This window comes from Bacillus sp. B15-48 (assembly GCF_016879755.1).
Taxonomy (GTDB): domain Bacteria; phylum Bacillota; class Bacilli; order Bacillales; family Cytobacillaceae; genus Mesobacillus_B.
In genome coordinates this window covers 71,091-95,256 of sequence record NZ_WOFU01000010.1, presented here as the reverse complement: position 1 = coordinate 95,256, position 24,166 = coordinate 71,091, and the positions used below count along the sequence as shown (strand labels likewise).

Genomic DNA, 24,166 nt, shown 5'->3' with positions numbered 1-24,166 from the left:
TTTCTCTTGTAGATATTTACAATGAACATCATCCCCAACGGGGATAATCATGGAGGAGCCGTATGCGATGACCCGCACGTACGGTTCTGTGAGAGGCGCATGAAATTTTCATGCGCCTACTCTATTTAAAGATAAGAAAGCATAAAATTTTGAATCTATCGCAGTCATTCGTGCAGTGGTATATTTAGTTATGTTTTAATCTTTTAATTTATGTGGGATCAATGTTTAAGAATGATTCACCCTGTAACTTAACATAGGGAACTGATTCTGGAATCTTAGTTAAGCTCTACTTAATAGAAAATTCAGAAAAATATAAATAATTAAAAAACATCTTTACAAATAATAGAAAATCAGTTATATTTTAATCATCCAATCATCCTATGTTTAAGGGAGCTGTACTCAATGATACAAAAATTAAAGAAAAAATCACTTGTTCAGCAAGTTTATAGTCAAATAAAACCCATGATTAAAAATGGGGATTGGCCACTCGGAAGCCGAATTCCCACAGAAGTAGAACTTATGGAAATGTTTGGGGTCAGTCGAAACACATTGCGTGAAGCGATTAGATCACTTGTCCAAGTCGGATTGTTGGATACGAAACAAGGGGATGGAACCTTTGTGACCTCAACAAGTGAGTTGAACGGAATATTACAAAAGCGGATGCAAAATTCCACGATAATTGAAATTATGGAGGTTCGTTATGCACTTGAGCGACAAGCAGCCTTCCTTGCTTGTACGAGAAGAACAGAAGATGATTTAAAGAAAATAAAGCATTACAGTGAAAAGTGCCGACAATTTTTTAATGCTAATGATACTGAGAACTTTGTTAAAGCCGACTGGAAATTGCATCAACAGTTCGTGAATGCTTCCCATAATCAATTGCTGATGGAAATTCACGCGGGACTTTTTGAAGAAATTAAATTAACCATCAGTAGTACAATGGGCAAAGAAAATGAATATGATCCTGGTCACCGGGCGCTCCTAGAAGCAATTCATGACCAAGATACAGAAAGAGCAGTTCAGGCTGTGGATGGCTATATACAGCACTTCAAGAATGGGCTAATTGCTCAGGATCCCGATTGCAACAAGCTTTAAAGGAGGTGTTGAAATTGCTAGAAATCTTAATCCAGTTGCGCGAATGCTGGATAAAAAAGGAATCAGCGGTGCTGGGCACTATTATAGACGTCGAAGGCTCTGTATACCGGAAGGAAGGTGCCCGTTGTCTCATTCACCAAGATGGTCAAATTATAGGAATTGTTAGCGGTGGTTGTATCGAAAAAGACTTATATGCATACGCTCAAGAAATTCTTGAAAATGGTAATGCTAGGTTGGTAGATTATGACTTTCGACCTGAGGATGATCTTATTTGGGGAATGGGTGTAGGATGTAACGGTGCTCTAACAATTTTACTCCAACCATTCGAACCTGTGAAATCTCCTGAACTAGCTCTAAACATACTAGAGTCATTGGAACGAATATTTTACAGTGAACATTCTTGTGTTGTCGGAACTGTTGTCTCTTCACAATGTGAAGAGACAATCCCGGTTGGAAGAATGCTGCAACTAGATGATGGTCAAGTGGAAATAGGTGACAGTAAGCTATGCAAACAGTACGTTAGTGGTGTCAGTGTAGAACTTTTTATAGAGCGAATCAAGGCCCAACCCAGATTGGTTATCTTCGGTGGAGGAGAGGATGCAAAACCACTAGCCCACATAGCGCATTTTATGGAGTGGCATGTCACAATTGTTGATCATCGTACTGATGTATTGAATAGGAGCCATTTTCCCAATGCAGATGCATTTATCTTAGCATCTCGTGAGGGCTACGGAGATGTGAGATTACCGAAAGATGCTGCGGCTGTCATTATGACACACAATTATGAAATAGATAAAATGGCTTTGTGTAAATTAATTTTTCGGAATATTCTGTATTTAGGACAACTTGGGCCGCGAAAGCGAATGGAGCGTATGATCGGGGATCTTCAATCCAGCGGATACACCTTTGAACAGTTTCAATTTGAGAAGCTCCATTCCCCGATTGGTCTAGATATTGGTGCAGAGACGCCTCAGGAGATTGCTCTATGTATTGTTGCGGAAATATGTGCTCGACGAAATAACCGTAGTGGATTACCACTACGAGAAAAGGAACTTCAATTGGTTGGTTCCTTTGAAGGGAGGTGAAAACATTGGAAATTCAAATCAAACGCCTTGACAAGGATGGTCATCTATTTGATATCGGTGTGGGTTGCCGAGCGAGGGCAATAGTTTGGCCCGGCATGGGGGCGATTTATCGAACGATGAATTATCTTGAAATTTCAGGAGGGCATAAAACAAGGGAAATCATTCACAATGACTCCGAGGCGACCTATTTCATTGCCCAAGGGACAGGCAAGGCAATTGATGTTGACTCTGGAAAAATATTCGATGTGCAAAAAGGAAAAATGCTTCTCTTGGATCAGGGTACGCGCTATGCATTAGAGGCAAACGAAGAAGAGACGATGATTTGTATCGGGGGCCCTTGTCCACCAGACCCGGCCTTGTATTAAAAAAAAAGATATTTAACAAAGGAGATTATAATTATGCGTTTAGTAGATTTAAGCCATCCATTCAGCATGCATTCCCCAGGATGGGTAGATTATCCATCACCGAAAATTTCATACTTTCAAAGACATGCAACAAATGGAATCGTAAGCCAATTTATTGAAACTCCGCTTCATATTAGTACTCATTTGGATGCAGAAATGCACGGTATATCAGGCGGGAAGGATATTGCGAGTATCCCTTTGAACAAGTTGTGCCGGGAAGGAGTAATCGTTGATATAAGTGATGAAATGGATGATTTCACATTGATTGAGCCGGAGCATTTCACAAAAAAAATGGAAATTAAAGAAGGAGATATCCTAATCTGGCACACTGGTTGGCACCGATTCTATAATGGGAGCCCCGAAGAAGATGAAATACGATATTTTTGCAAACATCCCGGGGCAAGCCCACGTTTTGCACAATGGGTCATTGATATGAAATTAAGTTGGATTGGGGTAGACACCGGATCAGCTGATCATCCGATGAACACATCAATTAGATATAAAAAACCGGAAATTACAAAGGAATATATTAGAAAAACTGGGTTGGACCCTGAAGAACAATTCCCTCGTGAACACTTATTTCCGATGCATCATGAACCGTTCCGCCAAGGTATTATCCATGCTGAAAATGTTGGTGGCGATATCGAACAGGTACTCAATACGCGCTGTATGATAGGGGCCTTTCCGTGGCGCTTCGAAGGCGGTGAGGCTAGTCCTTGTCGGATTATAGCGTTTTTAGATGAATAACAAGCATTCAGATTACGTTAGGAGTGATTTAAGTGGCTATACATGTTTTTGATATTGAGAAAGATGGGGTCATGACACCAATTATCTCCAAGGATGCCCGACTGATTGTCGGGCCTCATAATGGATCAATTACTGCTACTTTAAATTATGTGCAAATGCAACCTGGTGAGCAAAATCAGCCTCACAGCCATGCCGAATCGGAGGATACCATTTTTCTACTAGCTGGCAAGGGGAAGGCAGTGGATTTCACTAATGACAAGGAATATGACATCGAAGCAGGATGTGTGATTCATGTCCCTATTGGACTTAAGCATACCATTAAATCGACTGGAGAAGAGCCTATGATCAGCGTTGGTGGACCGTGTCCACCGGATTACAATCTTCTACGAATGTGTGGGATTGACGTTGCTCCGCCCACCGAAAAAATGAAAGGAGATATCTAAATGGCTGAACTTACTTGCTGGGAAAAGGGGATCACAAAAAACCCCGTGCAGGGGATAACGACCGAAAGAGTGGACCAAGGCAATATGACGATGGTGAAATATTCATTCGAGCCGAATAAAACGTTCCCGCTGCACCGCCATCCGGAAGAACAGGTTGTAGTGGTGCTTAAAGGAAGCTGTACGATGAGAGCGGGGGATAAAAGCTATGAACTTAAAGTAGGGGACATTGCATTTAATCCGTCGATGGAGTCTCATGGTATTACGTCTGGGAGTGAGGGTGTAGTCTTTGTGAATTTAATCACACCGCTTAGAACTCAAGATCTTATTGAATATTTAGAATAAAAGCTTAGGTCAGCAAAAACATAAAAAGGAAGGTGCAATAATGGAAGTTCAAGGTAAAGTCGCAGTAAAAGCCAGTAAAGAAGATGTATGGTTAGCATTGAATGATCCTAAAGTACTTCAAAAGGCCACACCTGGATGTAAACAAATCGTGGAAATTGAACCGGACTCCTATAAGGCAGATATCACCTTGGGTATAGCTGCAGTACGTGGGAATTACGAGGCGGACATTAAAATCATGGATAAGGAGGAGCCTCTTAGTTATCGAATTTTGATGAACGCCAATAGCTCCGCCGGATTCATCGAAGGGAATGCTGTTGTGACGTTGGTAACAGAAGGAGATGGTACAGAAATCCATTACAATGGCACGGCAAAGGTAGGCGGGCTCATTGCAGGGGTGGGACAGCGAATTCTGTCGGGAATCGCCAAGATGATTGTTAAAGACTTTTTCAGCAAGCTTGCGAAAGAAGTGAAAGTTGAGGGAGGGAAGCCCGCATGAAACCGGCTGTATTTGATTATTTAAAGCCTAAAACTTTGCAGGAAGCATTAGCGTTATTGGATGAGAATAGTTTCGACTCAAAGCTGTTGGCCGGGGGACAAAGTTTAATACCTATGATGAATATGAGATTGGCACGTCCAAAAATTCTCATCGATTTGAATAAAATCGATGAGCTTAATTATATACGGTTGGAGAATGAAAATATCATCATAGGGGGACTAACCCGTCATTTTTCAGTTGAAATGTCTCCCGTTATTCAGGATGCCTGTCCTATGTTAGCGGAAGGAATGAAGTTGATTGGTCATTCTCAAATACGATCACGTGGAACAATCGGGGGGAGTTTGGTCCATGCTGATCCTACAGCGGAGCTTCCTGTAATGCTGACAACATTAGAAGGGATGGTGACCGTTGTTTCGAGTGAGGGGGAACGTTATTTAGCTTCGGATGAACTATTTATTACTTATATGACAACTTCAATGGAAGAGAACGAAATCCTTACGAAGGTAAGTATACCTATTATTAAACCTAGAACTGGGCATGCAATCGAAGAATTCACTTTGAGAAAAGGGGATTTTGCTATCGTTCTTGCTGCTGCCTCAGTGACGTTGGATGAAGATGGAGCCGTTGAGAAGGCCATCTTATGTATTGGTGGTGTAGATGGGGTACCTGTGAGACTGGATGAGATTACGGACTTGATAGTAGGGCACATACCTAATGAGGGAACAATTGAAGAGGCCTGTTCTGGAATCGCTGATCTGCTCGAACCCGAGCCGGATATTCATGCAAGTGCAGAATACCGGAAAGATTTGAGCGTTGTGTTGAGTTCTCGTGTTCTTAAGAAAGCAATTGAACGTGCAAAAATATCAGCAAGTAAGGAGGAATAATGATGCCAGAAAAGGGTTTGACTGAAGCTGAGACAAAGGGAAATGGGTTGCATACCGTTGTTATTAAGGTAAACAAAAAAGAGTATACGGTGGATGTAGAGCCTCGTATGCTCCTGTCCGATTTATTGAGAGATGAATTGTGTTTGACTGGTACTCATGTAGGCTGTGAGCATGGAGTTTGTGGAGCCTGCACGGTCATGATGGATGGCCTGCCTGTTCGGTCTTGTTTAGTTTTAGGCGTACAAGCAGATCAATCGGAAATTATGACGGTTGAAGGTTTAGAAGGAGCGAACGGGGAACTTCATCCTTTGCAAAACGGGTTTTGGGAAAAACATGGTTTGCAATGTGGTTTTTGTACACCGGGTATGTTAATCTCTGCCTATCACTTTTTAGAGCAAAATCCAGATCCAACTCGGGAAGAAATTCGTGAAGCGATTTCGGGAAATCTTTGTAGATGCACGGGGTACCAAGGAATCGTGGATGCCGTTGAAATGGCTTCGAAAGAAATGCGCGAAGGGGAGAAAATGAAATGTCCATCGGCGCAAGAGTGAAGCGATTGGAGGATTACGAATTACTTACAGGAAAAGGAAAATATGTAGGGGATATACAATTTTTAGATCAATGTGAAGCAGTCATCATAAGATCTCCTCATGCATATGCGAAAATTCGTTCCATTGACATAGCGGATGCAGATAAATTACCTGGTGTATCTCTTATCCTGACTGCCGAACACCTTCCAGAGGATTTATTGCCAATTCCAATGAGGCTATCCCCTGATCCAAAATTAGAACTTGCGTTACAGTACCCATTGGCAAAAGAGTATGTTAGGTATGTGGGGGATCCAGTAGCCGTTGTTGTTGCTGAAAACCGTTATATTGCAGAAGATGCGGCGGACCTTATTAAAGTAGAATACGAGGTATTACCTGCGGTTACGGATGTGTATCAAGCATTGGAACCGAGTGCTCCGGTGCTGCATTCCAAAGTTGGGAGTAATAACCTCTATGTCATTCATTCAAAAAAAGGTTCTTTTGATCAACGGATTAAGGCGTGCAAGCATGTGCTGCAAAAAGAACTTTATGTCCAAAGACACTCCGGTATCCCACTTGAGACCAGAGGGTTGGTTGCTGTAAGTGATGAAAACGAAAAGATAACGGTTTATGGTGCAGCTAAGGTTGTCCATTTCAACCAACAGCTTTTAGCCCAGTTATTAGGTAAGAGTAAAGAAGATGTTCGATTGATTGAAACGAATTGCGGTGGGGGGTTCGGGCCCCGTGGTGAATTTTACCCTGAGGACTATTTGATTCCCTATGCCGCTCTACAATTGAAGCGTCCCGTCAAATGGATAGAAGACCGCTTAGAACATTTTAAAGCTACGAACCATTCACGTGAACAAAAACATAAAGTGACAATAGGATTTGATGATAACGGAAGAATTCTTGCTCTTCGAGATGAGATATATATGGATCAAGGTGGATACATTCGAACTCACGGGATTACGGTTCCCGGTTTGACGCAAGGTATGCTTCCAGGGCCTTACGATTTCGCAGCTATCGAATTGATTACGAACCTTGTAGCAACCAATAAAACGCCAGTCGGAACTTATCGCGGTCCCGGAAGGTTCGAGGGTACTTTTGTACGCGAGAGGATTATAGATATGGTTGCAGATAAATTGCAGATGGATCCTACGGAAGTAAGGAAAATCAACTTTATCCGCCCTGAAGATATGCCTTATACGAATGGTATTTCTGCACTAGGGCAAGTCGTGGAATTTGATAATGGTGATTACAATTCCGTGCTGGATAAGGCTCGTGCTCATATGAAATGGAAGGAGTTTCCAACCAAACAGGCAGAGGCCCGCAAGCAGGGCAGGCTTATTGGTCTAGGATTTGCGTCTTTTGTCGAGAAGTCTGGTTTCGGCCCATGGGAGTTTGCTGAAGTGGAGTTGCTTCCAAACGGGAACGTGATTTGTAAAACAGGTATCGCAGAAGTCGGTCAAGGAATCAAAACTACGTATGCCCAAATTTGCGCTGAACAACTAGGTATTCCCTATACGAAGATTGAAGTACTTCATGGAGATACGGATGTTGTTGAAAAGGGGAACGGTGCGTTTGCAACCCGTGGAACAGTAGTAGGCGGAACGGCAATATGGTATGCAGCAGGTTTGGTTAAAGAAAAACTATTACAATGCGCAGCGGACGCATTAGGTGTTCCAAAAGCTGAGCTTACCCTTGATTCAGAACAAATCCTATTTAAGACCGATCAACAAACTGCCATTTCACTCCTAGAGGTTATTGATTTATGTAAAAGTAGGGGGATACGTTTAAAAGAGCAATATACGTTCCATATCGATCATATGACCTACCCCTATGGTTCGCATGCCGCTGAGGTAGAGATTGATCCGGAGACTGGTGCTTTAAGCATTTTGAAGTATTATATCGGATATGATTTGGGCAAAGCCATTAACCCCTTATTGGTAGATGGACAATTAATCGGAGGAATGGCCCAAGGTCTAGGTGGTACCCTTTATGAGCAACTTGCCTACGACCAAATAGGTCAGTTGATTACGGGAAGCTTCATGGATTATCTCATTCCGACTTCTATGGAAGTACCGGAAATCAGTACTGAAATATTTGAAAACTCCCCCTCTAAATTAAATCCTCTTGGTGTAAAGGGTGCAGGGGAAGGAGGAACTGTAGCGGTTGCTCCTGCAATCGCCAATGCAGTCATGAATGCATTAAAGGGTTATTCTCTAGAAATCACTTCGTTGCCTATTCGGCCAGAACATATTAGGAAGGCGATTAAGAACTATGTTACGAAAAACATGTAACGTTATGGAGGTGATAGTGTGAAATATATCGGTCAGCCAATCAAACGAAAAGTTGACCCTCGTTTGATACGAGGACAAGGAAAATATATTGGTGATATTCAAATGGAAGGAATGCTGCATGCTTATTTTGTCAGGAGTCCACATGCACATGCACGGATTACAGCAATTAATCTTGAAGCAGCTAAGAAAATACCCGGAGTCAAAGCGGTATTTGGACCGGATGATGCGGCTGAACTCCCACATCTACCGCTATTGTTCCCATCTCCGACTTTAACCCCAGTCACTCAGAAGCCGTTAAATAAAACGGTGCATCATGTAGGAGAGCCGGTAGCAATGGTGATAGCAACATCGCGATATATCGCGGAGGATGCAGCGGATCTTATCAAAATCGAATACGAGAAATTACCTGCCGTGGCTCACCTTGAGGATGCGAGCCGTGAAGGGGCACCTCTTGCTCATCAACATTTGGAATCGAATGTTGCTGCGAGAATCAAGCAGTCAATTGGAGATGCGCATGAAAAAATGAAAGAGGCAGCCGTCGTCGTGACGCACCGATTTGACATTGGCAGAGTCACATGTCTTCCGATTGAAACAAGAGGCATGATTGCAAAGTGGACCAATCATCTAGTAGAACCTAACCTTGAGGTTTATGCTACGACACAAAGTCAGCACGAAATGCGCAAAATTTTATCAGATAGTCTTCGGCTATCTGAGAACCAAGTTCGCGTCATTGCCCCAGATGTCGGCGGTGCATTTGGCGCAAAAGCACCGTTTTATGTAGAGGATATGCTAGTACCATGGGCGGCGATGCAGGTCGGGGCTCCGGTAAGTTGGATCGAGGATCGTTTGGAGCATATGATGAGCAGCATTCATGAACGCGAGCAACTTCATGAAGCTTCACTGGGTGTGACAGAAGATGGAAAAATTATTGCGGTTATAGATAAAATGCTTGCGAGCACGGGAGCGTACGTTCCCTGGGGGGTTATTGTCCCAATTATTACTTCAACGTTAATACCAGGCCCCTATAAAGTACCTAATTATTTGTGCGAAGCAGAAGTACTGTATACCAATACAGTGCCACATGCACCATTTCGAGGAGCTGGCAGGCCGCAAGCAGCTTTGATACTGAATCGATTATTGGATGAGGCGGCGCATCAGTTGGGCATTGACCCTGTCGAAATAAAGCGTAGAAACCTGATTCAGGAGCATGAGTTCCCTTATGAAACAGGTCTGATGGGTAGAGATGGCAAACCTCAAGTTTATGATAGTGGTAATTATCCGGAACTCGTCAATATGATTATGAAAGAAAGTGACTATGACGGGTGGCGCCAATTCCAGAAGGAACAGTTTGCACAAGGCAAATTCGTCGGTATTGGTTCGGCAGTAGCCATTGAAAATTCGGGTTTCGGCAGCTTTGAAGGGGCAACCGTGAAGATGGAATACACGGGTGAGGTAAGTATATTTACAGGAGCTGCTACACAAGGTCAAGGACATGAAACTTCCCTTGCACAGATTGCGGCGGAGGTATTAGACATCTCAATCGATAAAATTACTGTGAGAGAAGGGGATACGGGCACATTTCCTCATGGTACTGGTACGTTTGCCAGCCGCATCGCGACAATCGCAGGAAATGCAGTATATAAAGCGGCAAATGCTGTCAAGGAGAAAGCCATGGCCATTGCAGCTTTTAAATTAGGAGTTAACCAAGATTTGCTAGAATGCTGTGAAGGGTGGATCCGGTTAAAAGGAGAGAAGAACTCAGGTCTTTCTTTAGCGGAGCTGGCACACGAAGCACGTGGCTTGTACCCGGGTATGACGTTTCAGCTTCCTGTTGAGCCAGCGTTGGAAGCGACGGAATATTATGCCCCTAAGGCTCCAGCCTTCTCTTCAATGGCCGATATGGCTGTAGTGGAAGTAGATCCAGAAACCTATCAAATCAAGATTTTACATTATGCGTCCGTCCATGACAATGGGATATTGTTGAACCCGCTCATTGTGACTGGCCAAGCACTGGGAGGTATTTCTAATGGTCTTGGCAATGCACTGTATGAGGAAATGGTTTACGATAAAGATGGACAGTTGCTGACAAGCAGCTTAATGGATTATCTTGTGCCTTCCTCTTGTGAAGTTCCAGAGATGAATATTTATCACCTGGAGACCCCATCACCCTTGAATCCGTTGGGGGTAAAAGGAGCAGGTGAAAGCGGAGCGATTCCCGTGCCAGCAGTCATTCAATCTGCGGTTCAAGATGCCCTTCGCCATTTCGGTATAAAAATAGAGAAAATACCGGTAAAACCTAGTTATATAAGAGAACAGTTGAAAAAAGTCGGGAGTACTGGGTTCAATAAAAAATTCTCAAGAAGTGAGGAGGCTTTGTTTTGACTACTATAAAAACTGCAGTACTTCAATTTGAGTCGAAACCTGGAAATGTTAAAGACAATATTTCTCGGTCCATCCTTTATATGGAGAAAGCGGCGAAACAGGGAGCGAAATTGGTTGTCCTCCCTGAGCTTTGCCAAAGTGGATACGATCTTACCCCAGAAATGGCACAACAGGTTGCCGAGTCAATCGACGGCGAATCAGTTGAGAAGTGGACGCAGTTTGCCAGCCTACGAGATATATATATAGTAGGAGGATTATGCGAAAAGGCCAATGGTTTGATATACAATTCTGCCGTACTAATCGGTCCAGACGGTTATATTGGCACATATCGGAAGGCTCATTTGTTCTATAACGAAAAAAAGATATTTACTCAAGGGGACACAGGCTTTCCTGTATTCGACTTAGGTTGGGGGAAGGTGTCCATGCTGATTTGTTATGATCTACGTTTTCCAGAGGCGGTGAGAATGGCAGCAATGAATGGGGCTGAAATAATCTGTGCGCCAACAGCTTGGGTTACTCCCGTCGGCAAACAATGGGATGATCGAGGGTTTAGCATGCAGGCTTATTGTGCGATGGCCCATGCTAGCATGAATCGTATTTATATTGCTTGTGCCGATGCTTGCGGTGGCAATCAGCTTACCCAGTTTCTTGGGGGGAGTCTAATTGCCGGCCCATCAGGATGGCCTGTGACAGGACCAGCATCTGTGGAGAAACATGAGTTTCTTACTGCGGATTTGGATTTATTGCAGACACGTACAAAAGCACATAATCCACAAAATAACTTGTTTGCAGATAGGCGTACAGATATTTATGGTGAATTTACTCTGGTTTAAGCATATATGAAGCGATTATGGTAATGCGTATTCATGATGTGCCAGACCCTGTCCAGAGACCGGAAGAAGTACTGATAAAAGTTACTACTACAGGTATTAATTATACGGATATTATGTCTCGGCAGGGGCAATTCCAAAGAGTGTCCCATTCATTCGTGGAACAGATGTTTCAGGTGTGATAGGGATAAAGCCAAGTCCATTATTCATTTTTCCATTTTCATTCACTAATGGTTAAAACCACTTTAGTGGTAGGAAATTTCAATGAATTTAACGTTTCCATTTGCCTCAGTAATTCAATAGATTGATATAATATCATGGTTATTAGTCCTTTCCATACAATCATATTTTTGACACTATTGTGGGACAGGAGAACAACAAGAAAACATCATCGATGTAGTAAGGTGCTTTTCTAAAATACTCAAAAGTGAGAAATTGTAGGTTAAAAGAGAGGAGTATATAAAATGAATGATATAGGAAAGGTCTTGGACACCTTTGGCCGTCCTCTCCGTGATTTACGTATTTCTGTCACCGATCGTTGCAATTTTCGGTGCCGTTACTGTATGCCTGAAGAGGTATTTGGTCCAGATTTTGAGTTTCTCTCAAAAGATCAACTACTAACTTTTGATGAAATTACTCGCCTGGCTCGGGTTTTTGTATCACTCGGTGTGGAGAAGATTCGTCTATCTGGCGGTGAACCGTTGTTGCGTAAGGATCTGTCAAAGTTAATCCAAATGTTGGGCTCGATTGACGGAATTGCTGATATTGCTTTAACAACCAATGGTACACTTCTAGCTAAATATGCGAAGGAACTGAAAGAGGCAGGACTTAAACGTATTAATGTTAGCCTAGACAGCATTAATAATGAAGTATTTAGGAGAATGAACGGCGGTCGCAGCGATGTCCAAACCGTCTTAGATGGTATTGAAGCTGCTGCAAAAGTCGGAATGAAAGTGAAAATTAATATGGTTGTACAAAAGGGGGGCAATGACCAGGATATATTGCCAATGGCGCGTTACTTCCGAGGGACTGGGTACATTTTACGCTTTATAGAGTTTATGGATGTAGGAAATAGCAATGGTTGGGACCTTACGCAAGTGTTGTCTAAACAAGAAATTGTTGAGCGTATAGATGCAGAGATGCCTTTGGAACTAGTTCAGCCGAATTATTTTGGGGAAGTGGCCTCCCGTTATCGCTATCGTGGTACGAAGGAGGAAATTGGCGTGATTTCTTCGGTAACGGACTCCTTTTGTTCCACTTGTACTAGAGTTCGTCTCTCGGCGAACGGTTACTTTTATACTTGCTTATTTGCTACACAAGGAACGAATCTTCGTTCGCTTATTCAAGCCGGTGCAGGGGATGAAGAGATTAGAAATGTCATTACTAACGTTTGGAGTAATAGAAAAGATCGTTACTCAGATGAAAGAATTCTTAATACGAACATACCTAAAAATAAGAAGATAGAGATGTATTACATTGGTGGGTGAAAATGGGGGTAAAAGAGCTTCAATGAATTGGTGACGGAATTTCCACACAATGGCCTGATACTGTATTAGCCATTCCCCATCGTTTAGGAGAGCTCAGCATCGATTATGTAAACGCTACTATTATGGTGACTGGAGAATTGGCAGAGCTATATTTAACCACTTAGCCCATGCTGGTGGCGGTATTTTCTGAAAATTATATTTAATATACTGAAAATTCAGAATAATAACTTTGCAAATAGACTTGAAAAGTTTAATATATAAATAACCCTATCATCCTACCTTTAAGGCAGAAGTGATTTTGGAAACATGAGCTAGATATACAAATACGAATTTTTTAGGAGGTGATAGAATTGTAGTTAATGGAGATTTAGAAATAATTAAATGGTTTCAGCGAGATTGACATTAATTTTAGCAGGAGAGGTGAAGGTGAAAATTGAAAGATTCGTCGGGTGATGCTGTTAAAGGTGCCAAATCTGAATTTGGAGATGTCCCTGTAGTTGTGGGGCTGATAGGGATTGTTGTAATTTTAATGCTTAGTGCTATTGTTATCCCAGATATAATGACTAAAGCCATTGCATCTGGCACCAATGCTTTAACGAACACTTTTGGTTGGTTCTATTTGACGATTTATGCTATGAATTTCATTCTCGTTTTTATAGTTGGGTTTTCACGTTTTGGATCTATACGACTTGGAGGAATAGAAAAACCAGAGTTTAGTACATTTAGTTGGATGTCGATGATATTTACCGCAGCGCTTGCCGTCAGTCTTATATTTTTTGCACCTGCAGATTTGATTATGAATTCAGCAAATGTTCCACCAGCCTTTCCTGGAGTGGAGCCGGGTTCAAACGGAGCTATTGAAGCTGCCATAGCCTATATGGGTGTTAATTGGATGCCTATGTTTCCAGGTTACTGCTTAGCTGCTGTAGGATTGATGATCGCACACTACCACAGAGGGCTTCCCATGAATGCTAGTTCGATGTTATATCCCGTGTTATGGAAAAGAACAGGGGGAAATCCAACTGGAGGCATTATTGGAAGAGGATTAAACTTCTTTGCCTCGTTGGCTATTCTTGCTGGAATGCTCGCACCTATCGGTTTGTTAGCGTTGTCATTAGGCCAGTCATTACAAGTAGTGTACGATATAGTCCCAAATCTTTTAATCTACACGATAATCATTGTTGGCACAACGTTTATTGTAGCAATATGTGCAGTTACAGGTTTGCATAAAGGAATCAAGTTTTTGGCTAATTGGAATTCCTGGATGTTAATCGCTCTAGGGTTGGCTATCTTAGTGCTAGGACCTACTCTCCCACTTATTAAATTAATCTTTAGCTCATTTGGAATTATTCTAACCGAGTATCCGCGTTTGGCGCTTTGGGTAAACCCTTTTGGTGATATCACCTGGTTATCCTACGGACCAATCTTTTTTGCTGGGTTCTGTATTGGTTGGATTCCTCTAATGGGGATATTTTTCGCAAGAATTTCTAGGGGGCGTACGATTCGGCAAATAACTGTCGTTGCCACCTTGATATTAAATGGGGCGTTTTTTGTTTGGTATCTGATGATGGCTGGATCTAGTGTGTACTATGACCGACTTTTGGATGGGATTGCGACCAAGGCATTAGCTGAAGGAGGGACGGAGATGGTTCTCTGGGCTTGGTTAAATCAAATTCCCGGACATCAAATCCTAGCGCCTCTCTTCATGATTGTTACATTAATTTCACTAGCTACTTCGGCTGATGCCATTGCAGATTCGCTTGCCGTGACAACAACTGGTTTGAATAATCCACCAAATTGGCATAAAGTATTATGGTCCACTGCAATGGGAGGTACTTCTTTAGTACTACTCTACCTTGGGGGATTAACTCCTATTCAAGGTACAATTTTGATTGCCTCTTTTCCAGTAGCCATTGCCATAGCCGTCTACAATATAAAATGTCTACCAAGGATGTTAAAAGATGTGGAAGAGTCTCATTATATAAATTTGCCTAATGAAAATCAAAACATTTCAGTCACAAAAAAAGGGGATTCCTTAAGTAGTTAATAATTTGAAAGGAATGGTGAAATGTAACGATGGATGCTTATTTTAATGGGATTAAAAAACAATTATTTGATGAACGATATTATGATTTATTTTTAGATATTAAAAAGACAGCTGTAATAACTATTGATATGCATTTGGGGCACCTGAGTGAAGATCCTGATTGCCCTTGTCCATCACCTAGAGCTAGAGAGATTATTGAACCAATAAATGCTTTTAACGATAAATGCCGTCAGTTGGGAATTCCTATCATTCACGTTCGGTCCGTCCTTCGTAAAGATGGTTCAGACGATATTAAAGGAAATATCAGCGCATGGAGATTATTATTTCCAGAAACTGTAGGGCCAATCCCAGGTATTGATGAGCACGCTCTAGAGGGCACTAAATGGACAGAATTTGGTATTGATGTTAAAGAAAATGATTATATTGTTGACGGTAAAAAAAGACTTAGTGCTTTTTATCCGTCTGATCTAGAATTACTATTACGGAACATGAGAAAGGAGACCTTGATTTTAACTGGTACTATGCTTGATTGTTGTCTTCTTAGCACTGCTACTGAAGGAGCGAACAGAGATTTTCGAATTGTTATACCTCGGGATCTGGCACGTGGTTATGAGTCAAATGAAGAGGCTACGTTACGGATTATTTCAATGTATTTTGGGCTTGTAGTCGATTCACCGGATCTATTGAATCAATGGAGAGGAACATTGGCTGAAAATCAATCGAGCCTTAAGGTTTAATAACTCACCAAAATGTAGTTCGAACAAGATACTTAAGGAGGATTAACAAGATGTTACAGGATCAAGTGTTAAAGGACAGTTGGTTTGCTGTCATGGTTGCGGATAATCTTGGTAATAAACCAGTTCCTATTGAAATTATGGGGGAAAGAGTAGCACTATTTCGTACAGAAAAAGGTGTACATGCATTTAAAGATCTCTGCATCCATAGGGGGGCGGCACTATCAGGGGGGTGGGTCAAAAACGGCGTTCTCGTATGCCCTTATCACGGCTGGGAGTATGACTGCAGTGGACAGTGCGTACGGATTCCATCTCAGCCAAAAGAGCAAGCGATCACCCAAAAGGCAAAGGCTATTGTCTATGAATGTCAAGAGCGGTATGGGCTTATTTGGGTCAGCCTCGGCCAACCGTCAAGTTCTCCCCCGCCGTATCCTGAATACTCAGATCCAGCATTCCGGACAATTATTAGTGGTCCCAATTATGTCAATGGCGCGTTTACTAGGGTGGTAGAAAACTTCCTCGATGTTGGGCACTTAGCCTGGATACATGATGGCCTTCTTGGATCATCAGAATATCCGGAAGTGAAAGAGTATAAAGTTCATTTTAGAGATGGAAGATATATCTCTGATCCGATTTACGTATATCAGCCAGATCCGGACGGTCGTGGTCAAAGTATTAATAACGGTATTGTATATGAGATCCTTAGCCCTTTTACCGCCCGATTGACGAAGACTGATCCAAATACGGGGATTATAAAAATCAACTGGATTCACGCTGTTCCCGTAAGTGCCCGGAAAACGCTTATGTTTTCTCTTGTGGCCCGTAACTACGACTTGGACGCTTCAAATGATACTTTTTTGGAATTCCAAAATACAATCAACCAACAGGATGCGGCGATGATTGAGACTCAACGTCCTGAAGAGCTGCCATTAGATTTGCAAACTGAGTTGCATCTGAAGTCGGATCGATTAGCCATCGCTTACCGACGCTGGTTAACTGAGCTTGGTGTGACAGTAGGAACTGCATAAAAGGATAGTTTAAATTCACTAATTAATAACTGAATATTTGGAATTCGAAAATTAATACACAATTAATAAAGAAGACATAATCAGGTTAATAAACATCCTAGACAAACATCCATAGTACGGAGGGATTTTAGTATATATTATGAAATTCACCAACACCTTATACCTAAGATTGACATTACCACTACTTGTGGATAACTAAGTGTGATGAGCACGAGGTTATCCACTTTTTTTTATGTGTTTTTCAACGGAGACTAGGTTATAAACATCAAGAACCTCTTGTTTGTATCATTATTTGAACAAGGCAAGGGGACTTACCTTTTTCGGGATGTTCGCTAGCTAAACGGAGCCGACTATATTATAATCTGAATCTCCATAAATAATTTCGCCTGTAACTGCTCTGGATGGATTACTAAGCATAGCAATCGTCATATCAACCACCTCTTCTTGTGTTACATTTCTGTTTAAAAAAATATTAGGATAGGTAAGGGATTAACTGTCCGTAAAGATCCGATTGGTGAGATAAGATTTTTCTATGAGCTTCAGCCCTTAGAAAAATCAATCGGGCTCTGCGCGACTAACCAACAGTAGGTATGAAGAAAACCCCCACTGATGGAAGTATCACTTTATCATTATCGGCTAAAGAATGGATGGGTATAATTACCATTAATAATATTGTAATAAGAGGAATAAACCTAATCTTTTTCATCGTCGTCACCACCCTGTTTTGTCTAATCCTAATATGACACCATTCCATTTTACGTATACAAATTTTTTAGAGATAACAATTGTTTGAAGAAAACAGAAAAATCTGTTAATGGTTTTGATAAAATAGAAACAGAAATACTAGTTAAACAGGGTGGAAGAACATATTGGAGGAATTTTCATGCGTGAACATATTATTGATGTGATTAACCAGATTGAAAGGGATTATGATATAAAAATTCTCTTCGCATGTGAGTCAGGAAGTCGTGTTTGGGGATTTCCTTCTAAAGATAGTGATTATGATGTTCGTTTTATTTATATTCATCATCCAAATTGGTATTTATCGATTGATCAGAAACGAGATGTGATTGAAATCCCTGCTAGAGATTCGATTTCGATTCCGATAGACCCCTTATTGGACTTAAGTGGCTGGGAACTCACAAAAGCACTTAGACTGTTTCGAAAGTCAAATCCACCGCTTTTAGAATGGCTGCGCTCACATATTATTTATTATCAGTCCTATTCAACGATTGATAAAATGAAGGACCTAGATAAGAAAATCTTTTCACCACTCTCTTGTCTCTATCATTATTTGAACATGGCAAAAGGGAATTTTCGTGATTATCTTCAAGGAAATGAAGTTCGTATCAAAAAATACTTTTATGTACTTCGCCCAGTTTTAGCAGCTAAGTGGATAGAAAAATATGACTCAATCCCGCCAATCGAATTTCAAGAATTAGTAGAAGATCTATTGCCACCAGGGGAATTAAAGGATACGATTTTCACATTATTACAACGGAAAATCGCTGGGGAAGAATTAACTCTAGAACGAAGAATCGACATCATTAACGAATATTTGAATAACGAGATTGAGCATCTAGAGGCTTATACAAAAGGCTTGAAGATTGAGATTCCCGATCCTACCAATGAGCTTGATCAATTATTTAGAGATACAATAAAAGAAGTGTGGGGTGAAAGTTAAGAGGGAAGATTGTGTTAATGTAATAGGACACATGTTCCGTTATTTGCAACAATAATCGTGATTTTTCATTTTTTTGGTCATACATTCCGTTATTTATCTGAAAGGTTGTTATTTTTTCGCATTTACTAGCAAATAACATACTCCAATGTCCGAAGACTCTCCAAAACAGCGTTATTTATGATAATAACGTACTCAATGTCCACAAGAAAGTGAAAATTATACGCATGGAGTCTTACTGTTCCATGCGTTTTTGTTTGCCTTTTTTGCTGTGATTTAGAATGTCTTTTTACATTTTCTTCACATTATCGGAACTACTTAGTTTTAAAGCCCTCGACATTTTGTTTCCAGAAAAAATCGGGGCGTTAAAATTAATCCACTACAATACCTTTTACTCATTCCAGTAGCTATAAAAATACTGAACGATATAAAAACGCGATTCGTTCAGCAGCTAAACCGCGTTTTTTCACTTAAATATTCTCCTGTTTTAAGCCCTCGATAATGTTTTCATTCTTAATTTTTGAAATCGAATACAGCATCGCCGAGCCGACAATTAAGAAAATCATGATAATGACGAAGAGAATGCTCATCCAGGGGAGACTAAATCCATATTCAAAGGTGAATCCTAGGGAGCGATGGATGCCAAACATGACGAGCACACTGATTGGCAGGCCATAGACAAGAGCTTTCACCCCATAAAAAATACTTTCATAATGGATCATTTTATTAAATCCTTTCGGGGTCATGCCAACGGACTTGAGCATCGCAAATTCTCGTTTTCTGAGTGAAATGCTTGTTGAGATTGTATTAAATATATTTGCAATCGAGATGAAAGAAATCAAGGTGATAAATCCATAAGTGAACACAGACAGCAGCAAAATCATTTGTTCATCTTGTTGCCTACGCTGAAAGACATTGTACACATGTACGCTCGTATTCTTTCTATTTTCAATCGCTGTTTGTGTGGCCATTGGGTCGGAACTAGTTAGGTATACATAGAAGTTCATATCTTTAGAAGAAAGCGTCAATTGCTCCATTGTTGTTTCAGGAACGATAATATTAACGCCCCCAAGCGAAGTGGTTTGAACCCCCATGGGCACTTGGTCGGTAAGGGCAGCAATGACAAGGCTATTCACAACTTCCCGTTTCGCGTGCTCATCTTCTGTATCTTCGTAAGAAATGTTGAATAGGTCGATGACATTTCCAACTTCTGACTCAATGGATTTAGTTTCAACAAATTTTCTTGATGAATAATCCTGGTAGGAAATTTGATCAATCACAATCGCTGCCGGTGAATCTTTTTGGGTGAATTCTTCAGGATTGACGCCGATTTGATCAGCATAGGCTTGAAAACTGTCTTGATCTAAACCGTGCACCATCACATAATAAGGATACTTTCCATCCTCAAGTGCGAAATTATGTTCTTCTATTTGCATTTTCAATTGTGCCGGAAGTTCATCGATGTCAATGAGAGTCTCAAATTGCGTTTCCGTAATAATAGTCGATTTCGTGACATGATCGAGCTTGGTAAACTCTGCTAATTCTTCCATGTCCATTTGACTGCTGTAAATTTGGATATCAAACTGAAGGTCATTTTGCGACATTTGCACCGATTTTTTTAGACTCTCGGTGAAATAGCTGACCGATAAAAACAAGACAATACTTACGACTAACGAAAACACAGTGGCCAAATACCTTTTTTTATTTCTTTTCACGTTTTTCAGACCGATTTCCGCTTCAAGCCCGAAGAGTTTCCGCACAAACTTTGATGTTTTCACCGTCTTCCTTGATAACTTGATGTCATGGGTTTGGCGGATCGCATCAATCGCTGAAATCTTTGATGCTTTTTGGGCAGGGATATAGGTTGAAATAAAAATCGTCAAAATCGAAATCCCACATGCTATCAAAATAGAAGCCGGTGTGACGACTAATTCTAATCTTTCAGAAACATTGAGTGCCTCTTCGATAAACGTATTGATAAAAGCGAAGGTGACCCCAATCCCCGTAAGGCCGGCAAAAACCCCAATGGGGATACTGATTGCACCGATGACCGCACCTTCAAAAAAGACTGAATTCCGCTTTTGCTTTTTCGTCGCGCCAATGCTAGAAAGCATTCCTAAATGTCTAGCCCGTTCAGAGACACTAATGGCGAACGCATTATAAATGAGAGCTACCGAGCCAATGATAATGACTGCCATAATAATGCCCGCTAAAGAAAACAACGTCATCCGTAATTGATCATTGTCGGTAACCCCATAATAGCGAAGCAAATCTGTATTAAAATAAACTTGTTCGATTCCTAGTGTTGCAGCAAGACGATCCGCATGTTCAAAAAGGGAACCGTTTATTTCCGATAACACGACAATCGCAGCAACGGTGTCTGCTTCATTTAAGGACTGTTCGTCAAGATAGCCAATGACCGTGTACCCAGGAGACCAAGTTGGTTCCCAGGAAGGCCGTTCAATCATTCCAACGATCGTCACCGTTTTCGTTTCACGAATTTGCAGCTCTTCGGTGATCTCGTCTTCATTCCGTTGGAGGGAGTGGGTTTGCGTTAACTTCGTTCCTTCTGTTTTATGCAAACGGACGCCAATATTAACCGTGAGCTGATCCCCGATGTTGTAATCAACTTGTGCATTGGTTCGAATCGCTTCAGAAATGGCAATCTCGTCTTCATTTTGAGGAAGTCTTCCCTCGATGACTTCGATCGGGAACTGTTCCATACCGGTTTTATTATAGTTGCGAAAATATAAATACGGTTTATAAGCATTGTTTGATTCCTCTAAGGCTGCATAACCATCGCTTGAGAGGGCAAGTGTTTTTGTATTACGGTCATGTTCAATCGCTTCGATTTGCTCTAAAGTGACATCTTGATATTGAACATGCCATTCTCCATTTTTGGCGATATCCTGCCGAATCATTAAATCTAAAAAGGAAACACCTAGTGTCGCAACCGCGGTGATCATTGCTACTGAAATAATGACGCCGATAATGGTGACAAGGGATCGGCGTTTGTTTTCTTTTAAATGCCTAATCGTTACTTTATTGATAATATTCATGGCCGGATGACCTCATCTTTTGCGACCTTGCCATCTTCAATTGAAATGATGCGGTCAGCTTGTAGAGCAATGCGCTCATCATGGGTAATCACCATTAACGTTTGCTTATAGGTTTTGTTAAACATTTTCAGTAGTTCCATGATTTCTTCACTATTTTTACTATCGAGGTTGCCTGTCGGTTCGTCAGCAAGAATAATCGCAGGATTGCTGATTAATGCTCGTCCGATTGACACTCGTTGCTGCTGGCCGCCTGAAAGCTGATTTGGCAAATGGGAAAGCCGATTTGTTAACCCTAAAATGTCAACAATCTTGTTCAACTGGCTTCGATCCACTTTTTGTTCGTCCAAGAGCATAGGCAAGGTCATATTTTCCTCCACCGTTAAAATCGGAATGAGATTATAAAATTGATAAATCAAGCCGATTTGCCTGCGTCTAAAAATCGCCAGCTGTGTTTCATTCAAGTCATAAATATCGGTCTGATCAATGAGAACCTTCCCGCTCGTTGGCCGATCGACTCCGCCAAGTAAATGAAGCAGTGTGGACTTACCTGAACCAGATGGACCGATTATGCAAACAAATTCGCCTTTTTTCACGGAAAAAGAAACATCATCAAGGGCGGCAACCGCTGTTTCTCCTTTCCCATACACTTTAGACAGATTTTGAACTTCAACGATATTCATTAAGAAAACCTCCGTAACTTCTTTGTCTTGAGGTCAGTATATCGGGTTAGTATGACTTTAAAGTGACTCTTAAGTGACAATTTATTCACTTTGGAAGGGAAAGAGGGAGGAGGGACGGTAAAGAGAAGCAGGTGAAATCCGTCAAATCACCTGCTTGTATAATTTAATTTGAAACGTTGTCCCAAAGTCTTTTTGACTTTTTACGACGATATCGCCTTGTTGGCTTGTAATGATACTGTGCGCCATCGCCAGGCCGATTCCGACACTTTCGTTACTCGCATTTTTCCCTTTGTAAAACCGTTTGAAAACGTAAGGGAGATCTTCCTTCGCGATGCCTTTTCCGTTGTCTGAAATCGTTATTTCTGTAAAAAGAGCGTTCTCCGAAAAGGTAATCGCAATTTCTCCGTTTTCACTTGTGTGTTCAACACAGTTTTTCATAATATTAATGAGTGCTTCTGCGGTCCAGTTGAAGTCACCGTTAAACGCGGCTTTTTCATCGCCTTTTATGGCTAAGCTTTGCATTTTAATATCCATTGGGACCAATAATGGATCGACCGCTTTTTGAATAAGAGGAGCGACCGAGACTTTTTCCTTTTTAAATGCGATTGTTCCAGCATCGATTTTTGAGAGTTTTAATAATGAAGAAACGAGCCATTCCATGCGTTCGAGCTGGGCTTGAAGTTTACGGGTAAATTCTGCCCTTTTGTGATCATCTATCCCTTTATCACGCAATAAATCGGCCATCACCATCATTGAGGTGAGCGGGGTTTTTAATTGGTGAGAGATATCAGAAATCGCAATGGTTAATTTTGCTTTATCTTCATGTAAAACTGCCCCTTGTTCAGACAGCATTTTTGTCACTTTATAAATTTGACTTTTTAACAGGCTTAATTCCCCTTCATCATTATCACGGACGTCTAACTGATAGTCGCCATTGCTGATTTGCTGTAAATATCCGGAAAGTTTTTCAATTTCACGGTAACGCCATTTGGTGAAAATTAGCGTGCAGCTAATGAGTAAGGTCGCGATGCCGAGCACCAAAACGGCCGCCAGCATCGAAACGAAAATCGCCGCTAAAATAAATCCGATGGCAGTGATTAAAACTAGAATCGTGAGGAAGAGTTGAATTTCTCGATTGCGTAGCAACTCAGCCACCAACCTTATAGCCCATCCCGCGAACGGTTTTAATCAGCGTCGGGTGCTGCGGGTCGTCTTCAAGTTTTTCGCGTAATCTTTTAATATAGACAGTCAAGGTGTTGTCATTGACAAAATCACCGGCGACATCCCATATTCGGTCGAGCAGCTGGGCTCTTGTAAGGACCTGTCCGATGTGATTGGCGAAAATAAGGAAGAGCCGATATTCTAAAGCCGTCAACAAGACTTCTCGGCCATTTTTATATACTTTACCTTCTAACGTGTTGATTTGAATGCTTTGTATTTCAATCGTGTTTTTCGGTTCGGAATGGCGATGATAACGGCGGAGAACCGTTTTAATTCTGGAAATAAGCTCTCGGATTCGAAAGGGTTTTGTAATATAATCATCCGCCCCCATATCAAGCCCCATGACGACATTCACTTCATCATCAAAAGCGGTTAAAAAAATCACCGGAATGTCTCGACGTTTTTTCACGAACTCACATAAATCATACCCGCTGCCATCCGGTAAGCTCAGATCAAATAAGCATAAATCGATTTCGTTCATGTTATTCTGAATGACTTCTGTTGCCGAAGCGGCATTATGACAAAGCACGGTTTCATAGTCCTCTTGATTCAAGGAATATTCCAATCCCGAAGCGATCGTACGATCATCCTCGACCAATAAAATTTTCAATTCTCTTCACCCTAACATACAGGTTTTTCTTTTAATCTTATTGGAAGAGTGCAAGGACGTCAAAAGAATATTTTTCAGGCAGAT

General features: G+C 41.3%; 21 protein-coding genes. 17 read left to right on the top strand and 4 right to left on the bottom strand.

Annotated elements, in window-relative coordinates:
- The first annotated feature begins 402 nt into the window (after window positions 1-402).
- From GNT69_RS25950 to GNT69_RS21805, 17 genes are all read left to right on the top strand, one after another.
- Window positions 403-1,095 (top strand): FadR/GntR family transcriptional regulator, encoded by a 693-nt coding sequence (locus GNT69_RS25950; protein ID WP_203557121.1) that lies wholly within the window; start codon window positions 403-405, stop codon window positions 1,093-1,095.
- Window positions 1,096-1,109: 14 nt separating this feature from the next.
- On the top strand, window positions 1,110-2,180 hold the full coding sequence (locus GNT69_RS21885; RefSeq protein ID WP_203557120.1) for an XdhC family protein: 1,071 nt from the start codon (window positions 1,110-1,112) through the stop codon (window positions 2,178-2,180).
- A gap of 5 nt (window positions 2,181-2,185) precedes the next feature.
- Window positions 2,186-2,545: an ectoine synthase gene (locus GNT69_RS21880; protein WP_203557119.1), complete on the top strand. Its 360-nt coding sequence runs from the start codon at window positions 2,186-2,188 to the stop codon at window positions 2,543-2,545.
- A 33-nt stretch (window positions 2,546-2,578) separates the two neighbouring features.
- Window positions 2,579-3,331: a cyclase family protein gene (locus tag GNT69_RS21875; protein ID WP_203557118.1), complete on the top strand. Its 753-nt coding sequence runs from the start codon at window positions 2,579-2,581 to the stop codon at window positions 3,329-3,331.
- 32 nt (window positions 3,332-3,363) lie between these two features.
- Window positions 3,364-3,774 (top strand): cupin domain-containing protein, encoded by a 411-nt coding sequence (locus tag GNT69_RS21870; RefSeq protein ID WP_203557117.1) that lies wholly within the window; start codon window positions 3,364-3,366, stop codon window positions 3,772-3,774.
- Window positions 3,775-4,116 carry a cupin domain-containing protein gene (locus GNT69_RS21865; protein ID WP_203557116.1) on the top strand — a complete coding sequence of 114 codons (342 nt, stop codon included), beginning with the start codon at window positions 3,775-3,777 and terminating at the stop codon, window positions 4,114-4,116.
- A gap of 40 nt (window positions 4,117-4,156) precedes the next feature.
- On the top strand, window positions 4,157-4,612 hold the full coding sequence (locus GNT69_RS21860) for an SRPBCC family protein (RefSeq protein ID WP_203557115.1): 456 nt from the start codon (window positions 4,157-4,159) through the stop codon (window positions 4,610-4,612).
- On the top strand, window positions 4,609-5,496 hold the full coding sequence (locus GNT69_RS21855; protein WP_203557114.1) for an FAD binding domain-containing protein: 888 nt from the start codon (window positions 4,609-4,611) through the stop codon (window positions 5,494-5,496). The genes GNT69_RS21860 and GNT69_RS21855 overlap by 4 nt, the downstream gene beginning before the upstream one ends.
- Before the next feature lie 2 nt (window positions 5,497-5,498).
- The gene (locus GNT69_RS21850) at window positions 5,499-6,047 is read left to right on the top strand and encodes a (2Fe-2S)-binding protein (protein ID WP_203557126.1); all 549 of its coding nucleotides are present in this window, start codon (window positions 5,499-5,501) and stop codon (window positions 6,045-6,047) included.
- The gene (locus GNT69_RS21845; RefSeq protein WP_203557113.1) at window positions 6,026-8,323 is read left to right on the top strand and encodes a xanthine dehydrogenase family protein molybdopterin-binding subunit; all 2,298 of its coding nucleotides are present in this window, start codon (window positions 6,026-6,028) and stop codon (window positions 8,321-8,323) included. The genes GNT69_RS21850 and GNT69_RS21845 overlap by 22 nt, the downstream gene beginning before the upstream one ends.
- An 18-nt stretch (window positions 8,324-8,341) precedes the next feature.
- Window positions 8,342-10,705, top strand: a complete 2,364-nt coding sequence (locus tag GNT69_RS21840) for a molybdopterin cofactor-binding domain-containing protein (RefSeq protein ID WP_203557112.1) — start codon at window positions 8,342-8,344, stop codon at window positions 10,703-10,705.
- Window positions 10,702-11,538: a nitrilase-related carbon-nitrogen hydrolase gene (locus GNT69_RS21835; RefSeq protein ID WP_203557111.1), complete on the top strand. Its 837-nt coding sequence runs from the start codon at window positions 10,702-10,704 to the stop codon at window positions 11,536-11,538. The genes GNT69_RS21840 and GNT69_RS21835 overlap by 4 nt, the downstream gene beginning before the upstream one ends.
- Before the next feature lie 461 nt (window positions 11,539-11,999).
- Window positions 12,000-13,022 carry a GTP 3',8-cyclase MoaA gene (moaA, locus tag GNT69_RS21830; RefSeq protein WP_203557110.1) on the top strand — a complete coding sequence of 341 codons (1,023 nt, stop codon included), beginning with the start codon at window positions 12,000-12,002 and terminating at the stop codon, window positions 13,020-13,022.
- A gap of 433 nt (window positions 13,023-13,455) precedes the next feature.
- On the top strand, window positions 13,456-15,069 hold the full coding sequence (locus tag GNT69_RS21825; protein WP_203557109.1) for a BCCT family transporter: 1,614 nt from the start codon (window positions 13,456-13,458) through the stop codon (window positions 15,067-15,069).
- 29 nt (window positions 15,070-15,098) lie between these two features.
- On the top strand, window positions 15,099-15,806 hold the full coding sequence (locus tag GNT69_RS21820) for a cysteine hydrolase family protein (RefSeq protein WP_203557108.1): 708 nt from the start codon (window positions 15,099-15,101) through the stop codon (window positions 15,804-15,806).
- A gap of 50 nt (window positions 15,807-15,856) precedes the next feature.
- Window positions 15,857-16,831, top strand: coding sequence for an aromatic ring-hydroxylating oxygenase subunit alpha (locus GNT69_RS21815; protein WP_203557107.1), 975 nt, complete (start codon window positions 15,857-15,859; stop codon window positions 16,829-16,831).
- 883 nt (window positions 16,832-17,714) lie between these two features.
- On the top strand, window positions 17,715-18,515 hold the full coding sequence (locus GNT69_RS21805; RefSeq protein WP_203557106.1) for a nucleotidyltransferase domain-containing protein: 801 nt from the start codon (window positions 17,715-17,717) through the stop codon (window positions 18,513-18,515).
- 467 nt (window positions 18,516-18,982) lie between these two features.
- Here the strand turns inward: GNT69_RS21805 and GNT69_RS21800 are convergent, their stop codons facing one another.
- From GNT69_RS21800 to GNT69_RS21785, 4 genes are all read right to left on the bottom strand, one after another.
- Window positions 18,983-21,571, bottom strand: coding sequence for an ABC transporter permease (locus GNT69_RS21800; RefSeq protein ID WP_203557105.1), 2,589 nt, complete (start codon window positions 21,569-21,571; stop codon window positions 18,983-18,985).
- Window positions 21,568-22,251, bottom strand: a complete 684-nt coding sequence (locus tag GNT69_RS21795; RefSeq protein ID WP_203557104.1) for an ABC transporter ATP-binding protein — start codon at window positions 22,249-22,251, stop codon at window positions 21,568-21,570. The genes GNT69_RS21800 and GNT69_RS21795 overlap by 4 nt, the downstream gene beginning before the upstream one ends.
- A gap of 141 nt (window positions 22,252-22,392) precedes the next feature.
- Window positions 22,393-23,397: a sensor histidine kinase gene (locus GNT69_RS21790; protein WP_203557103.1), complete on the bottom strand. Its 1,005-nt coding sequence runs from the start codon at window positions 23,395-23,397 to the stop codon at window positions 22,393-22,395.
- A 1-nt stretch (window position 23,398) separates the two neighbouring features.
- The gene (locus tag GNT69_RS21785) at window positions 23,399-24,082 is read right to left on the bottom strand and encodes a response regulator transcription factor (protein ID WP_203557102.1); all 684 of its coding nucleotides are present in this window, start codon (window positions 24,080-24,082) and stop codon (window positions 23,399-23,401) included.
- Between the last annotated feature and the right edge of the window lie 84 nt (window positions 24,083-24,166).

Coding starts and splice junctions, on each gene's coding strand:
- GNT69_RS25950 (WP_203557121.1), top strand. CDS start 403: ATGATACAAAAATTAAAGAAAAAATCACTTGTTCAGCAAGTTTATAGT.
- GNT69_RS21875 (WP_203557118.1), top strand. CDS start 2,579: ATGCGTTTAGTAGATTTAAGCCATCCATTCAGCATGCATTCCCCAGGA.
- GNT69_RS21865 (WP_203557116.1), top strand. CDS start 3,775: ATGGCTGAACTTACTTGCTGGGAAAAGGGGATCACAAAAAACCCCGTG.
- GNT69_RS21860 (WP_203557115.1), top strand. CDS start 4,157: ATGGAAGTTCAAGGTAAAGTCGCAGTAAAAGCCAGTAAAGAAGATGTA.
- GNT69_RS21855 (WP_203557114.1), top strand. CDS start 4,609: ATGAAACCGGCTGTATTTGATTATTTAAAGCCTAAAACTTTGCAGGAA.
- GNT69_RS21850 (WP_203557126.1), top strand. CDS start 5,499: ATGCCAGAAAAGGGTTTGACTGAAGCTGAGACAAAGGGAAATGGGTTG.
- GNT69_RS21845 (WP_203557113.1), top strand. CDS start 6,026: ATGTCCATCGGCGCAAGAGTGAAGCGATTGGAGGATTACGAATTACTT.
- moaA (WP_203557110.1), top strand. CDS start 12,000: ATGAATGATATAGGAAAGGTCTTGGACACCTTTGGCCGTCCTCTCCGT.
- GNT69_RS21820 (WP_203557108.1), top strand. CDS start 15,099: ATGGATGCTTATTTTAATGGGATTAAAAAACAATTATTTGATGAACGA.
- GNT69_RS21815 (WP_203557107.1), top strand. CDS start 15,857: ATGTTACAGGATCAAGTGTTAAAGGACAGTTGGTTTGCTGTCATGGTT.
- GNT69_RS21805 (WP_203557106.1), top strand. CDS start 17,715: ATGCGTGAACATATTATTGATGTGATTAACCAGATTGAAAGGGATTAT.
- GNT69_RS21800 (WP_203557105.1), bottom strand. CDS start 21,571: ATGAATATTATCAATAAAGTAACGATTAGGCATTTAAAAGAAAACAAA.
- GNT69_RS21795 (WP_203557104.1), bottom strand. CDS start 22,251: ATGAATATCGTTGAAGTTCAAAATCTGTCTAAAGTGTATGGGAAAGGA.